Annotated in this window: 12 protein-coding genes; 6 read left to right on the top strand and 6 right to left on the bottom strand. The window is 62.5% G+C overall.

What is annotated here, in order from left to right; translation table 11 throughout:
- Window positions 1–13 precede the first annotated feature (13 nt).
- From kduI to ACSBM8_RS06865, 3 genes are all read left to right on the top strand, one after another.
- The gene (gene kduI, locus ACSBM8_RS06875) at window positions 14–850 is read left to right on the top strand and encodes a 5-dehydro-4-deoxy-D-glucuronate isomerase (protein ID WP_442680901.1); all 837 of its coding nucleotides are present in this window, start codon (window positions 14–16) and stop codon (window positions 848–850) included.
- A 217-nt stretch (window positions 851–1,067) separates the two neighbouring features.
- Window positions 1,068–3,344 carry a TonB-dependent receptor gene (locus tag ACSBM8_RS06870; RefSeq protein WP_442680900.1) on the top strand — a complete coding sequence of 759 codons (2,277 nt, stop codon included), beginning with the start codon at window positions 1,068–1,070 and terminating at the stop codon, window positions 3,342–3,344.
- 293 nt (window positions 3,345–3,637) lie between these two features.
- Entirely contained in the window at window positions 3,638–4,267 is a 630-nt protein-coding gene (locus ACSBM8_RS06865; RefSeq protein ID WP_442680899.1) for a DUF938 domain-containing protein, read from the top strand.
- A gap of 68 nt (window positions 4,268–4,335) precedes the next feature.
- Here ACSBM8_RS06865 and ACSBM8_RS06860 read toward each other — a convergent pair whose 3' ends face one another.
- The 4 genes from ACSBM8_RS06860 to ACSBM8_RS06845 all read right to left on the bottom strand — a co-directional run bounded on the left by ACSBM8_RS06860 (window position 4,336) and on the right by ACSBM8_RS06845 (window position 8,282).
- Window positions 4,336–4,518, bottom strand: coding sequence for a DUF3606 domain-containing protein (locus ACSBM8_RS06860; protein ID WP_442680898.1), 183 nt, complete (start codon window positions 4,516–4,518; stop codon window positions 4,336–4,338).
- Between the two features lie 140 nt (window positions 4,519–4,658).
- A complete protein-coding gene (locus ACSBM8_RS06855; protein ID WP_442680897.1) occupies window positions 4,659–5,417 on the bottom strand; it encodes a ferredoxin reductase in 759 nt (252 codons plus the stop codon).
- On the bottom strand, window positions 5,414–6,031 hold the full coding sequence (locus ACSBM8_RS06850; protein WP_442680896.1) for a sulfite oxidase-like oxidoreductase: 618 nt from the start codon (window positions 6,029–6,031) through the stop codon (window positions 5,414–5,416). The genes ACSBM8_RS06855 and ACSBM8_RS06850 overlap by 4 nt, the downstream gene beginning before the upstream one ends.
- A 49-nt stretch (window positions 6,032–6,080) precedes the next feature.
- The gene (locus ACSBM8_RS06845) at window positions 6,081–8,282 is read right to left on the bottom strand and encodes a beta-galactosidase trimerization domain-containing protein (protein WP_442680895.1); all 2,202 of its coding nucleotides are present in this window, start codon (window positions 8,280–8,282) and stop codon (window positions 6,081–6,083) included.
- Between the two features lie 1,034 nt (window positions 8,283–9,316).
- Between ACSBM8_RS06845 and ACSBM8_RS06840 the strand changes: the two genes are divergently transcribed.
- Together ACSBM8_RS06840 and ACSBM8_RS06835 are read left to right on the top strand one after the other, a co-directional pair.
- On the top strand, window positions 9,317–10,450 hold the full coding sequence (locus ACSBM8_RS06840; RefSeq protein WP_442680894.1) for a cobalamin-independent methionine synthase II family protein: 1,134 nt from the start codon (window positions 9,317–9,319) through the stop codon (window positions 10,448–10,450).
- The gene (locus ACSBM8_RS06835) at window positions 10,447–10,839 is read left to right on the top strand and encodes a nuclear transport factor 2 family protein (protein ID WP_442680893.1); all 393 of its coding nucleotides are present in this window, start codon (window positions 10,447–10,449) and stop codon (window positions 10,837–10,839) included. Before ACSBM8_RS06840 ends, ACSBM8_RS06835 begins: the two co-directional genes overlap by 4 nt.
- Window positions 10,840–10,843: 4 nt before the next feature.
- On the opposite strand, the gene ACSBM8_RS06830 is transcribed toward ACSBM8_RS06835, so the two are convergent.
- On the bottom strand, window positions 10,844–11,899 hold the full coding sequence (locus ACSBM8_RS06830) for an amidohydrolase family protein (RefSeq protein ID WP_442680892.1): 1,056 nt from the start codon (window positions 11,897–11,899) through the stop codon (window positions 10,844–10,846).
- Entirely contained in the window at window positions 11,896–12,870 is a 975-nt protein-coding gene (locus tag ACSBM8_RS06825; RefSeq protein WP_442680891.1) for a LysR family transcriptional regulator, read from the bottom strand. Before ACSBM8_RS06825 ends, ACSBM8_RS06830 begins: the two co-directional genes overlap by 4 nt.
- Before the next feature lie 109 nt (window positions 12,871–12,979).
- Between ACSBM8_RS06825 and ACSBM8_RS06820 the strand changes: the two genes are divergently transcribed.
- Entirely contained in the window at window positions 12,980–15,367 is a 2,388-nt protein-coding gene (locus ACSBM8_RS06820) for a TonB-dependent receptor (protein WP_442680890.1), read from the top strand.
- Window positions 15,368–15,372: the final 5 nt, after the last annotated feature.

The raw sequence follows: 15,372 nt of genomic DNA, 5'->3' as shown, positions 1-15,372 counted from the left end.
TTCGGAGAGTTTCGTGTTCGACAAGACCTATTACGCGACCCATCCCGACATGATGGAAGGGGCATCCAACCAGGATTTACGCGATCGTTATCTGGTCGATGGACTGTTCCGCCGTGGCGAAATCACCCTCACCTATTCGCATGGGGAGCGCTTCATCATTGGCGGCGCCGTTCCCGCCGGTGCCGTCTTGGATCTTCCCCGGCAGCAGGAGCCGGCGAGCGCGGCCGGGCACAGCCTGTTGGAACGGCGCGAACTGAGCATCGTCAACATCGGCGGTGGCGAAGGCCGCGTCGTGGTGGACAGCGAGGCTTTCACACTCGCCAAATATGAGACGCTCTACGTCCCGATGGGTAAGACGGACGTCAGTTTCGCCGGCCAGGATGCGCGTTTCTATCTGCTCAGCGTGCCTGCGCATCGCGCTTTCCCAATGCGAAAGCTGACGTTGCGCGATGCCAATTCGATGGAGCGCGGCAGCCTGGACACCTCGAACGAACGGACGATCTATCAGTTGATCCTGCCGCATACCTGTCAGAGCGCGTCGCTGTGCCTGGGTATGACGATGCTCAAGCCGGGCAGCGTGTGGAATACGATGCCGCCACATGTCCATGAGCGCCGCAGCGAGATCTATCTCTATTTCGACCTGCCCGAAGAAGACCGCATCTTTCATTATATGGGGCAAGCCGATGCGCTGCGGCATATCGTCATGGCCAATGAGGAGGCGGTGATCTCGCCGCCCTGGTCGGTCCATATGGGATCAGGCACCCGCGCCTACAGCTTCATCTGGGCCATGGCAGGCGAGAATTTGGATTATGAGGACATGAACGTTCTGGATGTGTGCCAGCTGGTGTGAACAAAGAAACCACGCCTGCTTGCGCCTTACCCTGCACATTCCGTGACTTATAGGACAAGATTTTAGGCCATCCTTGCGACCTAGCGTGATATCTTTTCAACAGCGGAAAGAAACTAAGCACAACCTAACACGAACTTGTCATACAACCTTGATCCCTGCCGGCAGTGTTGATACGAGCAGCACAAAGCACAAAAGCGCTTAAGCAGGAGAGGATCAAATGGGACTGTTCAACACGACAGCGCTCGCCCGCATTCTGGCGATTGCCGGCATGGCCACAGCGAGCGGCGCCGCGTTCGCGCAGGCCACCGCGCCGCAGCCCGCCGCCAGCCAGACCGCCGAGCAAGGCAATAGCCCGGACGCGTCGATCGGCGAGATCGTCGTTACCGCCCAGAAGCGCGCCGAGCGCGTTCAGGACGTGCCCGTCGCCGTGCAGGTCGTCACCGGCGAAGCGCTGGAAGCACAAGGCGTACGGCAGTTCACCGATCTGACCCGCGCCACCCCGTCCTTGCTGATCCGGCCGTCCGAACAGCCGGTCAACAATTCGCTTTCGATCCGCGGAATCGGCACGTTCGCCTTCTCGCCCAGCGTCGAACCCAGCGTTGCGGTGCAGATCGACGACGTACCCGTCCAATTCCTCGCGCGCGCCTTCGCCGATCTGTCGGATATCGAGCGGATCGAAGTTTTGCGCGGCCCGCAGAGCACGCTCTATGGCCGCTCCGCCTCGGCCGGCCTGATTAACATCGTCACCCAGGGACCGACATCTGCGCTGAGCGGGCGCATCAGTGCGCTTGCCACGACGGACAGCGAATATGGCGTCAACGCCGCACTCTCCGGACCGCTGACGCCCAATCTCGGCTTCCGCGTCAGCGGCAATTACGACAAGTTCAACGGCAATGTTCACAACCTTTTCAACGGCGATAAGGTCAACGGCTTCCGAACCCTGTCGCTGCGCGGCAAGCTGGTGTGGGATCCCACGCCCACGCTCAACCTGACGTTCCAAGGCGGCTATATCGACGGCACCACGACCATCGGCCGCCCCTTCATCCGGGTTTCGCCCAATGCTCGCCTGCGCGGCAATGCCGCCTACGGCCCCGACGTGTTCGCGCCGGGCGTGACGTTCGGCGAAGGCAATCGCGATGTCGTCAACAACGTGAATTCCGGCACCGATTACAGCGATTATTCGGCATCTTTGCGTGCCTCGCTGGATCTCGGCTTCGCGTCGCTGATGTCGATCACCGCCTATGACAAGTTCAAGCAATACGACATTCTCGATCAGGACGAATCCGGCGTCGCAGCATTGGACAATCGCCAGTTCGGCACGTTCCGCACGCACAGCTGGTCGCAGGAATTCCGGCTGGTCTCGCCCAACCGCCAGCCATTCCGCTACACGCTCGGCCTGTTCTATTCGGATCTTCAGCTAAGCCGCGTCTTCGAGCGCGGACCATTCTTCTCCGTGGCCAATTGGTACGCGACCAACGGCACGAAACAATATGCCGCCTTCGGCCAGCTGGAATATGAACTGCCGACCGGGACAACCCTGATCGGCGGGGCGCGCGCGGGCCGCGGCAAGATCGATTACACCTTCCTCGATCATGCCAATAAGGACGCCTTCTTCTCGGGCGCCAATTCCGAGAATTACGAGACGTACAAGGCCGGCGTGCAGCAGCGCATCAACCCCGACGTGATGGGCTTCCTGACCTTCGCGACGGGCCATAAGGGCCAGGCTTACGATATCGGCACCGGTTTCAACCTGCTGCGCCAGCAAGCTGGACCGGTGCAGCCGGAAACGTCGAAGGACTGGCAGCTCGGCCTGAAGAGCCAGTGGTTCGATCGCAAGCTGACGCTGAATGTCACGCTGTTCGACACGCGCTTCAAGAATTTCCAGGCGCAGGGCATCGAGACGCTGCCGGATGGCACGATCAACTTCCGCCTCGCCAATGTCGGTCGCTTGCGCACCCGTGGCATCGAAGTGGAAGGCGGCCTGCGCGTGTCGCGCGAGTTCAACTTGTCCGGCGGCGTCACCTATAATGACGCCGAGATCACCTCATTCCCGTTCGCACAATGCTATCCAGGGCAGACCGTGGCGCAGGGTTGCAGCGGCTCGCCAGCACGGCAGGACCTGAAGGGCTTCCGCCCCGCCCAGGCGCCCGAGTGGAAGGCATCGGCCAATGCGGATTTCACGCCGCATTTGACCAACGATCTCGATGGCCTGGTGCAGGTCGCTTACAGCTACCAGAGCAAGATCAACTTCTCGATCAGCCAGGATCCCCAGCTGGAACAACCCGGCTATGGCATCGTCAACCTGTCGGTCGGCATCCGTCAGCCCGCGCGCAAGTGGGAGGTCGTGGCGTTCGTCAACAATCTGTTCAACAAGCATTATTTCTCGAACCTGGCCAATTCCTACGGCAATCAGGGTAATGCGCTGGCAACGCAGAGCTACCTGCCGCGCGATTACCGCCGCTATGCCGGCGTCCGCGCCTCCTACAACTTCTAATCCGCCCCCGTAGCGAAGCGTCTGCTTCGCCGCTCCTGCCGGGCCGCATCTTGCGGCCCGGCATTTTCAGCAAAAGCCTAGCGTTGCTGATTCCGGCTTGGATATGATCGCGTCCCATGCTCCCGATCTCAACAGGGCTCGGGCGCATTTTTCCTGCCCCGCTTACGCTTGATCGTGGCAATGTCTGGCCATGATCCGCAAAGATACCCCTGGTCCCTCCGAATGGCGTCGCGCAGCCTTTCGTCCTGCCTGCTGCACAAGCATTGTGCGCGCTGCTGCCGGCCATCCGCATCATGGTTGATCCCAAACCCTGGATCCCCGCCGAGGCGCCCGGCGACACGATGCGCCGGCACGCGCCTGCGACGCTGCGGAACCGCGACGCGATTGCGGATGTGCTCGCAACCGTGCTGCCCGCGAGCGGTATTGTGCTGGAAGTCGCCAGCGGCTCGGGCGAACATTGTGCTCACTTCGCTCAACGCTTCCCCACGCTCACGTGGCAGCCAAGCGATCCGGAGCGCGCCGCGCGCATCTCAATCGACGTCTGGTGCGATGGGATTGGAAATATCCGCCCAGCTCTCGATCTGGACGCAACCTCGCCTGATTGGCCTGTCGCTCGCGCTGCCGCGATACTCTGCATCAACATGGTCCATATCAGCCCGTGGCCAGCGACGCTGGGGCTAGTTACCGGCGCGGCGCGGCTGCTGCACCGGGGCGCGCCATTGTTCCTTTACGGGCCCTACCGTCGCGCAGGTCACCCTACCGCCTCGTCGAACGAGGCGTTTGATGCAGCGCTCAAAGCGCGCGACCCCCGCTGGGGCTTGCGCGACCTCGAAGCGGTGGTTGCGGCAGCCGATGGGTTCGCGCTGGATCGCGTCATCGATATGCCGGCCAATAACCTCTCCGTCGTTCTGCGGAGGGTCTGAAGCATCCTTTTATTGAGTGGATCGATTATGGATTCACAGCCGCGGTCATCATAGCGGTGATGCCGGCTTCAGATCGCTTTACCCAGATATATGCTCACTGCATCAGCGCTGGTGCCAACGGCATCGACGGCTGCCGCTAGTTCTTCCCTGCTGCCCCCGAACTTCTCCGTCCAGTAAGCCACGTCATGATCATCACCCAATGCGATGCGCGTGCGGCCCTGGCTGTCTGCATTCGATGTGGTGTCCACCATATCCGTGTCCTCCATTGCATGCAGGTAAACGCAGAAAATGGCGATCCGCTGCAGATCCTCAACTCCAGTCGGCGCAAGGGCGGAACGGCTCTACATCAGCAGGCCCGATTGACCGGCGTTACCGGCCCGACGCGTAAAGCTCATCTGAATTCTCCCGACGGGCCGAAACGTTCGGTGCGGATGCGGCCGGCAGAATGGCCCATCGCCACCAGATGCTCGGCCACGGTTTCTACGAACGGGGTCGGACCGCAGACGTAGATGTCCGGACGGCCCTCTGGGACGAAATGGTGGCGCGCCAGCATGACACGTCCGATCCTGCCGCGTTCTCCCGGCCAGCGCGTCGGCGCCCTCCGGGTCAAGGTGTGGGTGAGCGTAAAACCGTCCGCGCGCGCAACCAGACGGTCGAGCTCGGCTTGGTAGAAGATGTCGTCCACAGTGCGCGAGGAGTAGAGAAGCCGGGCCGGCTCGGTCGCCCCGGCCTGGGCACGCGATCGCAAGATTGCCATCAACGGCACAATTCCCGAGCCTCCGGCGACCAACAGCAGACCATGGTCGTGCGCTTCCGACCACGCGAAATAGCGTCCGATCGGCCCTCGTAGCTCGATCAAATCCCCGACACGCAGTTCGTCGTGCAGAAAGCTCGACACCTCGCCATCGGGCACGGCGTCGACCGTCAGTTCGATACGCGCGTCCGCGGTCGGCGCAGACGCGATCGAGTAGCTGCGCTGGGTGGTATAGCCGTCTTCCGCCGTCAGCCTGAGGTCGACATGCTGACCTGCGAGATGACCCGGCCAGTCGGGCACGTCGAAAACGATGGTCTTCGCCCTCGCCGTCTCCGGTCGGATCGCGACGACGGTGGCGATGCGCCACTGCGCGGCGGCCTCGGCCGGGTCGATCACCGGTCGCCCTCATATCTCTGTTCCTGCCAGGGATCGCCCCGGATATGATAGCCAAGCGATTCCCAAAAGCCCGGTTTGTCCTCGTCGCGAAGCGCGAGCCGGCGCACCCACTTCGCGCTTTTCCAAAAATAAAGGTGCGGCACGAGCAGGCGGGCTGGCCCACCGTGCGACGGCAGGAGCGGGAGATCGTCGAAATGGGTCGCGATCATCGCCTTGCCTTCGATGAGGTCGGTCAGCGCGAGGTTGGTGGTATAGCCGCCATCGCAATGCGCCATCAGGAAGCCGGTAGGCGCTGCTTCCAGGCCGACCGCCTTGAGCAAGTCGTCGATCGTCACACCGCGCCACCGCGTGTCGAACTTGCTCCACTTGGTGACGCAATGAATATCGGTGACGGTCTCCGTCTGGGGAAGTGCCTCGAACTGTTGCCATGTCCACTTGCCCAGCAATGCTCCGCCATGTTGAAGCGAAAGGCTCCAGCGGTCGAGCGACGTGTGTTGGGTCGGCCCCGCCGTCAGGACGGGAAATTCGGGCGTCAGGAACTGGCCCGGCGGCAGGCGGGAGCGGAGGGCAACGTCGCCGCGAGGCCGGCCCTTGAAACCTCTCGTCACCAGCATACCGGCTCCTCGAAATCGCGATCAAACCCTATGAGATCACTTGTTCCTGTTAGACCAGGTCGACTGCAACAATTTCGTGCAGACGCACGCCCGGCACGCGAACTTTGAGAATGCCGGCTTCCACCCGCGCCGCGACCTCGGTCTCGCTTTCCAGGAGGCGCACCGCTTTCACCTTGGCGTCCGCCGGCAACTGGAAAGTCACATCCTGCGGCCCGATCGGCGTGATCTCGCGAAGATAGCCACCGCCCATCGCCATCGGGCTGTTCAGGTTAACGATATGCGCGGCTACCGATCGTGCCTGCCGCCAGTAGCTGACATCAATCAGGCCCGCGCCACGCACCGTCAAGGGCGCATCCGCGTTCATGGCCCAGTCGACGGCGTTGCGCAGCAGGGAGAGATGGTCGCCGCTGGAACATTGCCAGAAGGTCGCGTCGATATTCTCGGGCAAGTAGACCACCCGTCCTTTGCCGAAGGCGCGCGCGTAAACTGCGGGTACATTGCTATCACGCGATCGGGGATAGGCCTTCTCCATCGGCAGGTCCGGGTACCGCGGCGCGATCGTCAACGGCACCCCGGACACTCCGGAACGAGGCATTACGTTGACGCTGCGCGTGCCGCCCATGATGCGCGGCGTATCGTCGAACCCTCGCGTCAACGCGTGCACGCCATTTACCAGCAAATACCCGTTTTGGACCCGCTCCTCGATCGACCCGGCGAAATCGCACCCGAACAGATCGGCCAGCGCAAAATTGGCGCGGCGCTGTCCCCATTCGTCATAGAGCGACGTCTCGTGCGTCGCCACGATCGCTCCGCCGCGCGCCACATAGTTGCGCAACTGCGCCGCCTGCGCATCGGATAGAGCAGCGATATTGGGCAGGACGATCACCCGATACGGCGCGAGCGCTGCGGCATCCAGCCGCCGTTCGTCCACAAAGGCAAAGGGGATCCGCGATTCCAGCAACGCCTGATAAAATCCGGTCGCCGGTTCATCCGTCCGATGGTTCGAAATCGCGGTGTTGGCCGAACCACTGGCGCTGCCGTCCGATAGCGCACCCGGCGCGTAATAGGTGTTGGTCTGAACCGATCGCAGCATGGCCACCGTCGCCAGATTGGCGGTGTTGCGGAAATAGGCCTCATGCCGGGCGTGCCAGGCATAGGCTTTCTCGACCACCGGTACCCAGCGCCGATCAAATATCTCCGCCTTGAACTTGGTCATCCACGGCCGGAAACCCTGCGCCAACCCGTCGTGCAAATAGGTGGCGATTTCTGCGTCACTCTGGGTGGAATCGACGTGGCGATAGCCGGTCGACGTCGCGCCCACGGCAAAGATCCCGCTCATCGGCCGATCCGGCATCAGGCACTGCGTTTCCTTGGCGCTGCGGCCGTTGACCCAGATCGGATCGCGGACATTGCGCCCTTGCCGATCCGCATAAAGCGAGCGGATCGTGCCGCGCAGCCGGGCCGGATCCAGCCGCCCCCATGTGCCGGGGGTGAAGAACGTTGCGGGGTTCACCGCGCGGACCGCCGCATTCCACCGTTCGATCTGAGCGTAACGCTGCGCATCGTCCCAGCGCAGATAGGCGCGCACGGCCGGGTCACGCACATTGCCCAGCGTTGCGGGAACGGCGAAGCCTGACGCCTTGCGGAACGAATCATTGCAGGTGGCACAGTGGCACATTCCGGCGCCCCCCGCCCACCGATTGCCGAAGACGCCGTCGACCGGATAATTCGCCACGATCTCGCGCAATATTGCGGGCATCCATTCGAACGTCACCGCGCCGTTCGGGCAGGTCAGGAACAGTTCGGGATCGGTCGGATGCGGTTTTGGCGCGCCAGCCGTATCGCGGGCGACCCATTCCGGGTGGGCGGCCAGCGCATCGGCGCGCATCGCATGCGGATCGACACGCGCCAGCACCCGCAGGCCCATCGCCTTGCACGCTTTGGCCAGGTCGCCGAACATGTCGCCATCGCCCAGATAGGGGCTGCGATAGTGGAACGGCACTTTGGTCGGATAGAAAGCGGTGACCCCGCCAGCACTCAGGCACACGCCCTGCGTCTGCGTGCGGCGAAGGAAATCCAGCCAGAATTGCGGATCGTAATTGCTAGGGTCATCCTCCGTGGCACAAATCTGCATCCAGCGCATCGTCTCCCATTCCCAGCCCTCGGCGGCCGGCGCCGCTGCCGCGTCCGCCGATACGCCTGCCCCGATGGTGGCCGCGGCCGCAAGGAAGCTGCGCCGGTCGATCTCCATCGTGCCTGTCCTTTCCGATTTACCTGTCACGCCACCGTGTTGGGATGAGACACGTCCTCTTCCGGACTTCGGCTCGGCACGTCGAGCGCGACTATCGCCTCGCTTGACCGCGCCACGCAACGGCGCCGATCCTGCCCAGGCCACGTCCTCCACGGATTCTGCGATAGGATCAGCGCCTGTTGATCAGGTACCCAGCCCCCAGTGGGTCAAACGCCTGGTATGGTCGCAGGAAGATATGGTCTGAGAAAAGATCGATCCAATGGAACCGTTCAGCTTCCCTTCGGGCGGACAGCTGGCGGAGAGGTATCGCTCGCACCTTGACCGAGGAAGCAATACTCTACCGCAGCGGATGCCAAGATGATGCCAATGCAGACGGGAAACCCTGAAAAGACTCTTCGGATCAAAGCCTTGCTTGAGCGCACCGGCTCGGCCATTCGACCATGTACCGCACGATGTAAACGGCTATCCCCAAGAGCTTCCGGATCAACACGCGCTGCCCCGACTAGTACGAGTCTGCCGCCAGCACATGGTTGCGCAATCCAATGTTCTATTGGCGGGATGACCTCCCCGCCGGCTGATGCCGATACAATGCGGGCGCTACGACAGGATGCGGCCCGCCACAGCAGGAGGCAAGATGTGAATATGTGTCCTTCACCACCTTGCCGGTAGCATCGGAAGATCGTGCTATCTTGGAAAGTCAGCAACCGTGCGGGTATCGGTACCCCCGCGCGAATGGGCCGTTTAGGGGCGATCTCGGAGCGGACTGGAGCCGAGGATCCTGGTAGGCGGTCTGAACGCGCGGGCCCTCGGATCGTATCGCGTAACCTACTCCTATCAGGCCGGGTCCGTCGTCCAGTCATTCCTGGAATTGCGAGATCACTGCGCGGTGCGCTCGGACGGCCACGCGCGGCCTGCACCGCCATTAGCACGTGCCATGTAGCTACACGCCGATCGGTCATATAGTCCTAGAGCCTGACAACGAGGTCGGCGCTGCATAGCGATTGCTTGCCGGGCAATACCGTGAGAGGAATCAGATGACTCAGCCGATTGCGACGACACATGTAGGCAGCCTGCCGCGCGGGCCCGAACTCACACCCATGCTGCTCGCGCGCGATCATGGCGATCCCTACGATCCTGTCGAGTTCGATCGGGCGGTCCAGGGGGCGATCGATGCGGCGGTGGCGGCGCAGGTCGCGGCCGGCGTGACGATCCTGTCGGATGGCGAGCTCGGGAAGGTGGGCTATTCCACGTACATGATCGAACGGCTGTCCGGCTTTGGCGGCCATAGCGACCGTAAGCCCGCCTTGGACCTTGCGCCGTTACCGGAATTGCGGGCCAAGCTTGCCCACATCATGGGCGCCCAGGAATTCACGCGCGCATCCTGCATCGCCGAGGTCAAGCTGGTCAGCCTCGATCCGGTGCAAGAGGATATAGATCGCTTCCGCACTGCGCTGGATCGACACGGCGCCGGCACGCGCGCGTTCATGAACGCGGCCTCCCCCGGTCTGATCACGGCCTTCCAGGCCAACGCTTTCTATCCCAGTCACGAGGCCTACCTAGCCGATCTCGTCATCGCCATGCGGCCCGAATATGAGATGATTGCGGCCGCCGGCTTTGAGCTGCAACTCGACTGCCCCGATCTCGCAATGTCGCGCCACACGGGCTATCAGGACATGGACGAGCCGACCTTCCTCAAGGCGATCGCGGCCAACGTCGAAGCGCTCAACGCTGCGACCGCCAACATCCCGGCCGACCGGATGCGGATGCATATCTGCTGGGGCAATTATGAAGGCCCGCATGATCATGACATTCCGCTCGAGAAGATCATCGACATCGTCCTGGGCGCGCGGCCGGCAACCATTCTGTTCGAGGCGGCCAACCCGCGTCACGAGCATGAATGGACGGTCTGGCGCGATGCCAAGCTGCCCGACGACAAGATATTGGCACCGGGCCTGATCGACACCTGTTCCAATTATCTGGAACATCCCGAATTGATCGCACAACGGCTGGAACGCTTCGCGGCCATCGTCGGCGCGGATCGCGTCATCGCCAGCACCGATTGCGGTTTCGGCACGTTTGCCGGCTATGGCAAGATCGATCCGGCGGTGACCTGGAAGAAACTGGCGGCGCTGCGTGAGGGTGCCGACATCGCGGCAGCGCGGCTGTGACGCCTGAGCAGCGGCGCGCGGCGGAGTGGGATTGCACCCGGCTGATCCACCTCTACGCCCAGCTTAACGATGCCGCGCGCTGGAGCGAGCTGGCCGCACTCTACGCGGCGGATGCTACGATGACGCGCCCGACCGCGCCTGACGATCCGATCACGGGCCGCGCTGCGATCCTGGCGGCGTTCGAGGCGCGCCCGCCGCGGACAACGCGCCACATCTGCGCCAATGTCGTCATCGATGTCGAAAGCGATATTAGTGCACGTGGAACGAGTGCGATGCTGCTGTTTACCAGCGCCGACGGCCTACCCCTGATCGGCGGCTTCGAAGATCGCTTCGTCAAGACAGCAGAGGGCTGGCGCTTTGCCGAGCGACGCGGCTTGCTGACATTCTGACGCGCTAATTGCGCGCGACCTGAAGCCTCAACAGCTTGACCGCCGCGTCGCGCTCGATGTCCTGCTGACGTGCCGCCGGCAAGCCGAGCCGACTGATCGCAGTCCGCGATTGGGCAAGCGTCCCCCACGGGAAATCCGTGCCGTACAGCACATGCCCTTCGGGCAGCCATGTCGTGATCGCCGCCATCGCTTCGGGCGTCGTGACGCTCGCCGTATCGACATACAGCCGCTTCAGTGCCGCCACCGCACCACCCGGCACCTTTGCCGCAAGATCCGGCCGGACGAAGCCCATGGCCGCCACCCGCTCCGCCACCATTGGAAAGATCCCGCCACCATGCGAGAATATGAAGCGGATATCGGGAAAGTCGCTCAACGTTCCCGACCAGAGAAGGCTCGCGATCGTCCGTCCCGTATCCACCGGGAACTCGATCAACGGCGTGGCGAGGCCCGGCACCAACCCGGCGCAGCACGGCGCATCGGTTGGATGGACGTAAACCGCGGCGCCGCGCTTCCCCAGCCATTCGAACAAAGGTCGATACGCCGGATCGCCGAGATATTTGCCATGATAATTGCTGAGCAGGCCCACGCCACGCGCGCCGTTCAGCGCCAGCGCGCGTTCGGCTTCGCGGATCGCACCGTCGACGTCCGGCATCGGCAGCGCGGCAAAGAATTCGAACCGGCCCGCATATTGCTTCGCAAGCCCAGCCGCATAGTCGTTGCATTGGCGAGCAACCTCGCGCGCCTGCGCATCGTCACCGAAATGTACGCCCGGTGCAGAAATCGAAAGGATCGAGCGTTCGACCCGCGCCGCATCCATTGCCGCGAGCGAGGCCTCCGGCGTCCAGGCGAGCACCGCCCCCACGCCCGTGGCGAACCGATCGAGCCATGGTTTTGCCAGCGGCTTGTAGAAGGGTGGAAGATAGTGGTGATGAACATCGATTGCCGCAGTGGCAAAACCCGTCTGAGCCCGCGCCGCTCGCCCACCCATGCACAGGAGGGCGGCTCCGCCAGCGAGCAATGTGCGACGCGCCACGGGCAGGCCAAGATCGGTGTGGCTCATCTATTGTCCCCTTGTTCGTCGGTTTCGGCAGTTGCCAAGCCGCTGGCGCCGTCAGCAACATCGCGCATGCTCGGCATGACGGCGGCGATCCGCCGAAGCCGGCAGCGCAGCCACGCAAGCGCCTCGTCCTTGGCGCGCGTGGAGTGATATTGCATGACTTCGCGCATCTTCGGGATCGCGAAGGGCGGCTCGGCGACGCGCAGCGACAGGCTCGGCCCGATCAGCAACGCCAGACGTTCGTGCATCAGTGCCAAGCGCATCGTGCCCGGGAGCAGCCAGGGCGCCTGAATGAACGAGGGCGCGTTGACTTCCACCCGTCGCGTTAGGCCGAGCTGCTCCAGCGTATTCTCGATAAAGGCATTGCGGCCGTCGATATGGACCGCAACGTGGCCGGCATTCATGAACGCGTCGAGGGTAAGCGGCTGATCCAGCAAGGGGTTGCGGTTCCATCCCACGACGACATGACTCTCCTCAAGCAGTAGCTCCGTTGGATGGCGCGGGTCGGTGAACTCGATCGGCGTGATCGAAAGATCGAAATCGCCGTTGGCGAGGCGATCGGAGGTGTTGTCCTTGGGCAGCGTGATATCGAGCCTGACATGCGGAGCGTCGCGCTCCAATTGCTGCAATAACGGGACGATCACCACGGTCGTGATGTAATCTGACGCCGCGACGCGAAACCGCCGTTCCGATGTCAGCGGATCGAAGCCTCCGGTCATCGAAATCAGGCCGCGCAGGCGGGCGATTGCATCGGCCACTTCGGGCGCGAGTGCTAGCGCGCGCGGCGTCGGAATCATCGTCTTGCCATGCAGGATCAGTAATTCGTCATCGAAGGCCTGGCGCAGCCTTTTGAGCGATGCGCTCATCGCCGATTGCGTCACGTTCAGCCGGGCCGCAGCGCGCGTGACGCTGCGTTCCGTCATCAGCACGTCCAGTGCCACCAGCAGGTTCAGATCGAAATTGCTGAGCCTCATCCATCGATCCCATTTGTGGATAACCACAAAATCTAAAAGCTGGCGCGATAGTGCCGGGTTTGCGAGGCTCTGCCCAGACAAAAAAACAAAATGTCAAAAAGGAGGGTGCATGCGCACATTGTTTTACGCGGGGACCGCGCTCGTGCTCGCGATGTCTGCCCAGGCAGCATGGGCGCAGGACAGCGCCGCGCAAGCTGAAGCCGGCGCACCGGCGGGTCAGGGCCTCGAAGAGATCATTGTAACCGCTCAGCGCCGTGCGGAATCGTCGCAGCGCGCAGGCATTCCCATCAACGTGGTCACGGGCGCGCAGGTGGCCAATGCCGGGATCACGCAGCCTTCGGACCTCAGCAAAATCGTGCCCGCGTTAAATGTCCAGGATGCAGGCGGTGCGAACAAGACCTTCTTCCTGCGCGGCGTCGGCAACTTCACCGTTAATGGCTATTCGGACCCGGCGATCGCGGTCAATTATGACGGCGTCTATCTCGGCCGCCCGACTTCGACCTCCGGCCTGTTCTACGATCTGGAACGGTTGGAGGTTCTGAAGGGGCCCCAGGGTACGCTATATGGCCGAAATGCGACGGGCGGCGCGATCAATGTGCTGCCCGCAAAGCCAAAGCTCGGTCAGACGTCCGGTTTCATCACCGGTAGCTACGGCAATTATGACTCCCTCAATCTACAGGGCGCGCTCAACCTCCCGCTCTCGGAAATCGCGGCGGTCCGCGTATCCGGGACGGTCGTCAATCGCGACGGATATCTCTCGGACGGAACTTCGGACGAACAGACCGAAGCGGTCCGCGGGCAGCTGCTGATCAAGCCGTCCTCCGATATCACGATCCGGGTCGGCGGCGACTATTCGCACAGCGGCGGCAAGGGCGTAGGTTCATCCTATGCGGGCAAATATGCGCTGAATTTCCAGACCGGCGCTTATGCCTTCGTCCCTTCGGGCCTCGATAAATCGGTTGGCCTGTTCGATCCTGTAGCGCAGGCTTACCGCCAAACCCTCTTCCTCGGCGTCGCCGGCCGCAACGCTGCGCCGCTGGACGACGACATCTACCAGGACAATAAATTTTACGGCTTCAACGGCGAGCTGAACTGGGACACCGATGTCGGCACGCTCACCGTCATTCCGGCGTGGCGCAAGGCCAAGCTCGATTACAAGTTCGGGGCGCCGGCCTTCATCGGCTATATCCAGGAGGATGACGAACAGTTCAGCCTGGAAGCCCGCTTCGCCGGCAAGCGTATCGGTATGTTCGATTATATCCTCGGCGCTTATTATTATGACGAGAGCAATAAAGGCAATTACACTTTCGCGCAGCAGGCGCTGAACACCTATCAGGATTTCCGAGCCAAGACGAAGAGCTGGGCGCTGTTCGGTCGTGTGACTGCCAACCTTACCGATCGGCTGCGGCTGATCGGCGGCTTGCGTTATACCGGCGACAAGAAGCGCTTCGATGGCCAGGCCGATGTGCTCGTCGTCGTCTGCACCGCGACCAACCAGTTCGGCGTGCCCAACTGCCCGACCGTGCCGCTGTTGCCGGTGACGGACAGCATGAGCGACCTGCAGGCACCCTTCATCGTCCCGCCGGCGGGCCAGGCGCGGCCGATCGGCACGACCGAAGCGATCCTGACGCGCGTTACGACCGCAGTTCATTCGCCGCTGCGCAACCATGAACTGACGTGGCGCGGCGCCGCCGAGTTCGATCTCACCAGCCGGTCGCTGCTCTATGCAAGCGTCGAGCGCGGTTATCGGTCTGGCGGCTTCTCGCTGGCGGCTGGGTACGAAACCTATGAACCCGAATTCATCACGGCTTACACAATTGGCCTGAAAAACCGCCTGTTAGGCAACAAGCTGCAGCTGAATCTCGAAGCCTTCTGGTGGGATTATAAGGATCAGCAGATTGGCCGCATCGGGGTCGACCGCAACGGCAATCAGGGCCAGTTCAGCCAGAATATCGGCCAGTCGTCGATCAAGGGGATTGAGCTCGACACGCAATTCCTCGCGACCCGCGACACCTTGCTCAGCGCCAATCTTCAGTATCTCAAGACCAAATATGACAGTTTCGTCTTCACCCAGCCGGCAGCGCAGACGCCACCCCTGACGGGCTGCGGCAAGACGCTCAACGGCAGCATCTATACGATCGATTGCTCGGGCTATCCGGCCTTCAATGCGCCTAAGTGGACGCTCAATCTGGCGGCACAGCAGACCGTCCACCTGGGCGGCTATAAATTGGTTGGTTCGCTCGATACGCAATACCGCTCGAAGCGCTACGTGCAGGTCGAATTCCTGCCTCAGGAGCTAGTCCGCAGCAATTGGGCGACCGGCGCGCAGCTCGCCTTCGGCCCAGAGGACGAGCGCTGGAATATCGCCGCCTTCGTTCGCAATCTCGAGAATAACCGGGTCGTCGTGAATACGCCGGTTTACGGGCTCGGGTCTGCGCTTACCGAAACGACCTCCGCGCCGCGCACGTACGGCGTGCGCGTGAACTTCACGTTTTGAGACCG

The sequence above is a fragment of the Sphingomonas sp. ASY06-1R genome, assembly GCF_052180265.1.
Taxonomy (GTDB): domain Bacteria; phylum Pseudomonadota; class Alphaproteobacteria; order Sphingomonadales; family Sphingomonadaceae; genus Sphingomonas_I.
This window is presented reverse-complemented; position numbering and strand designations above follow the sequence as displayed.

Excerpts from the sequence above, each read along its gene's own strand:
- ACSBM8_RS06845 (WP_442680895.1), bottom strand. The coding sequence starts at position 8,282 with ATGGAGATCGACCGGCGCAGCTTCCTTGCGGCCGCGGCCACCATCGGG.
- ACSBM8_RS06865 (WP_442680899.1), top strand. The coding sequence starts at position 3,638 with ATGGTTGATCCCAAACCCTGGATCCCCGCCGAGGCGCCCGGCGACACG.
- ACSBM8_RS06860 (WP_442680898.1), bottom strand. The coding sequence starts at position 4,518 with ATGGTGGACACCACATCGAATGCAGACAGCCAGGGCCGCACGCGCATC.
- ACSBM8_RS06870 (WP_442680900.1), top strand. The coding sequence starts at position 1,068 with ATGGGACTGTTCAACACGACAGCGCTCGCCCGCATTCTGGCGATTGCC.
- ACSBM8_RS06825 (WP_442680891.1), bottom strand. The coding sequence starts at position 12,870 with ATGAGGCTCAGCAATTTCGATCTGAACCTGCTGGTGGCACTGGACGTG.
- ACSBM8_RS06830 (WP_442680892.1), bottom strand. The coding sequence starts at position 11,899 with ATGAGCCACACCGATCTTGGCCTGCCCGTGGCGCGTCGCACATTGCTC.
- ACSBM8_RS06820 (WP_442680890.1), top strand. The coding sequence starts at position 12,980 with ATGCGCACATTGTTTTACGCGGGGACCGCGCTCGTGCTCGCGATGTCT.
- ACSBM8_RS06840 (WP_442680894.1), top strand. The coding sequence starts at position 9,317 with ATGACTCAGCCGATTGCGACGACACATGTAGGCAGCCTGCCGCGCGGG.
- ACSBM8_RS06850 (WP_442680896.1), bottom strand. The coding sequence starts at position 6,031 with ATGCTGGTGACGAGAGGTTTCAAGGGCCGGCCTCGCGGCGACGTTGCC.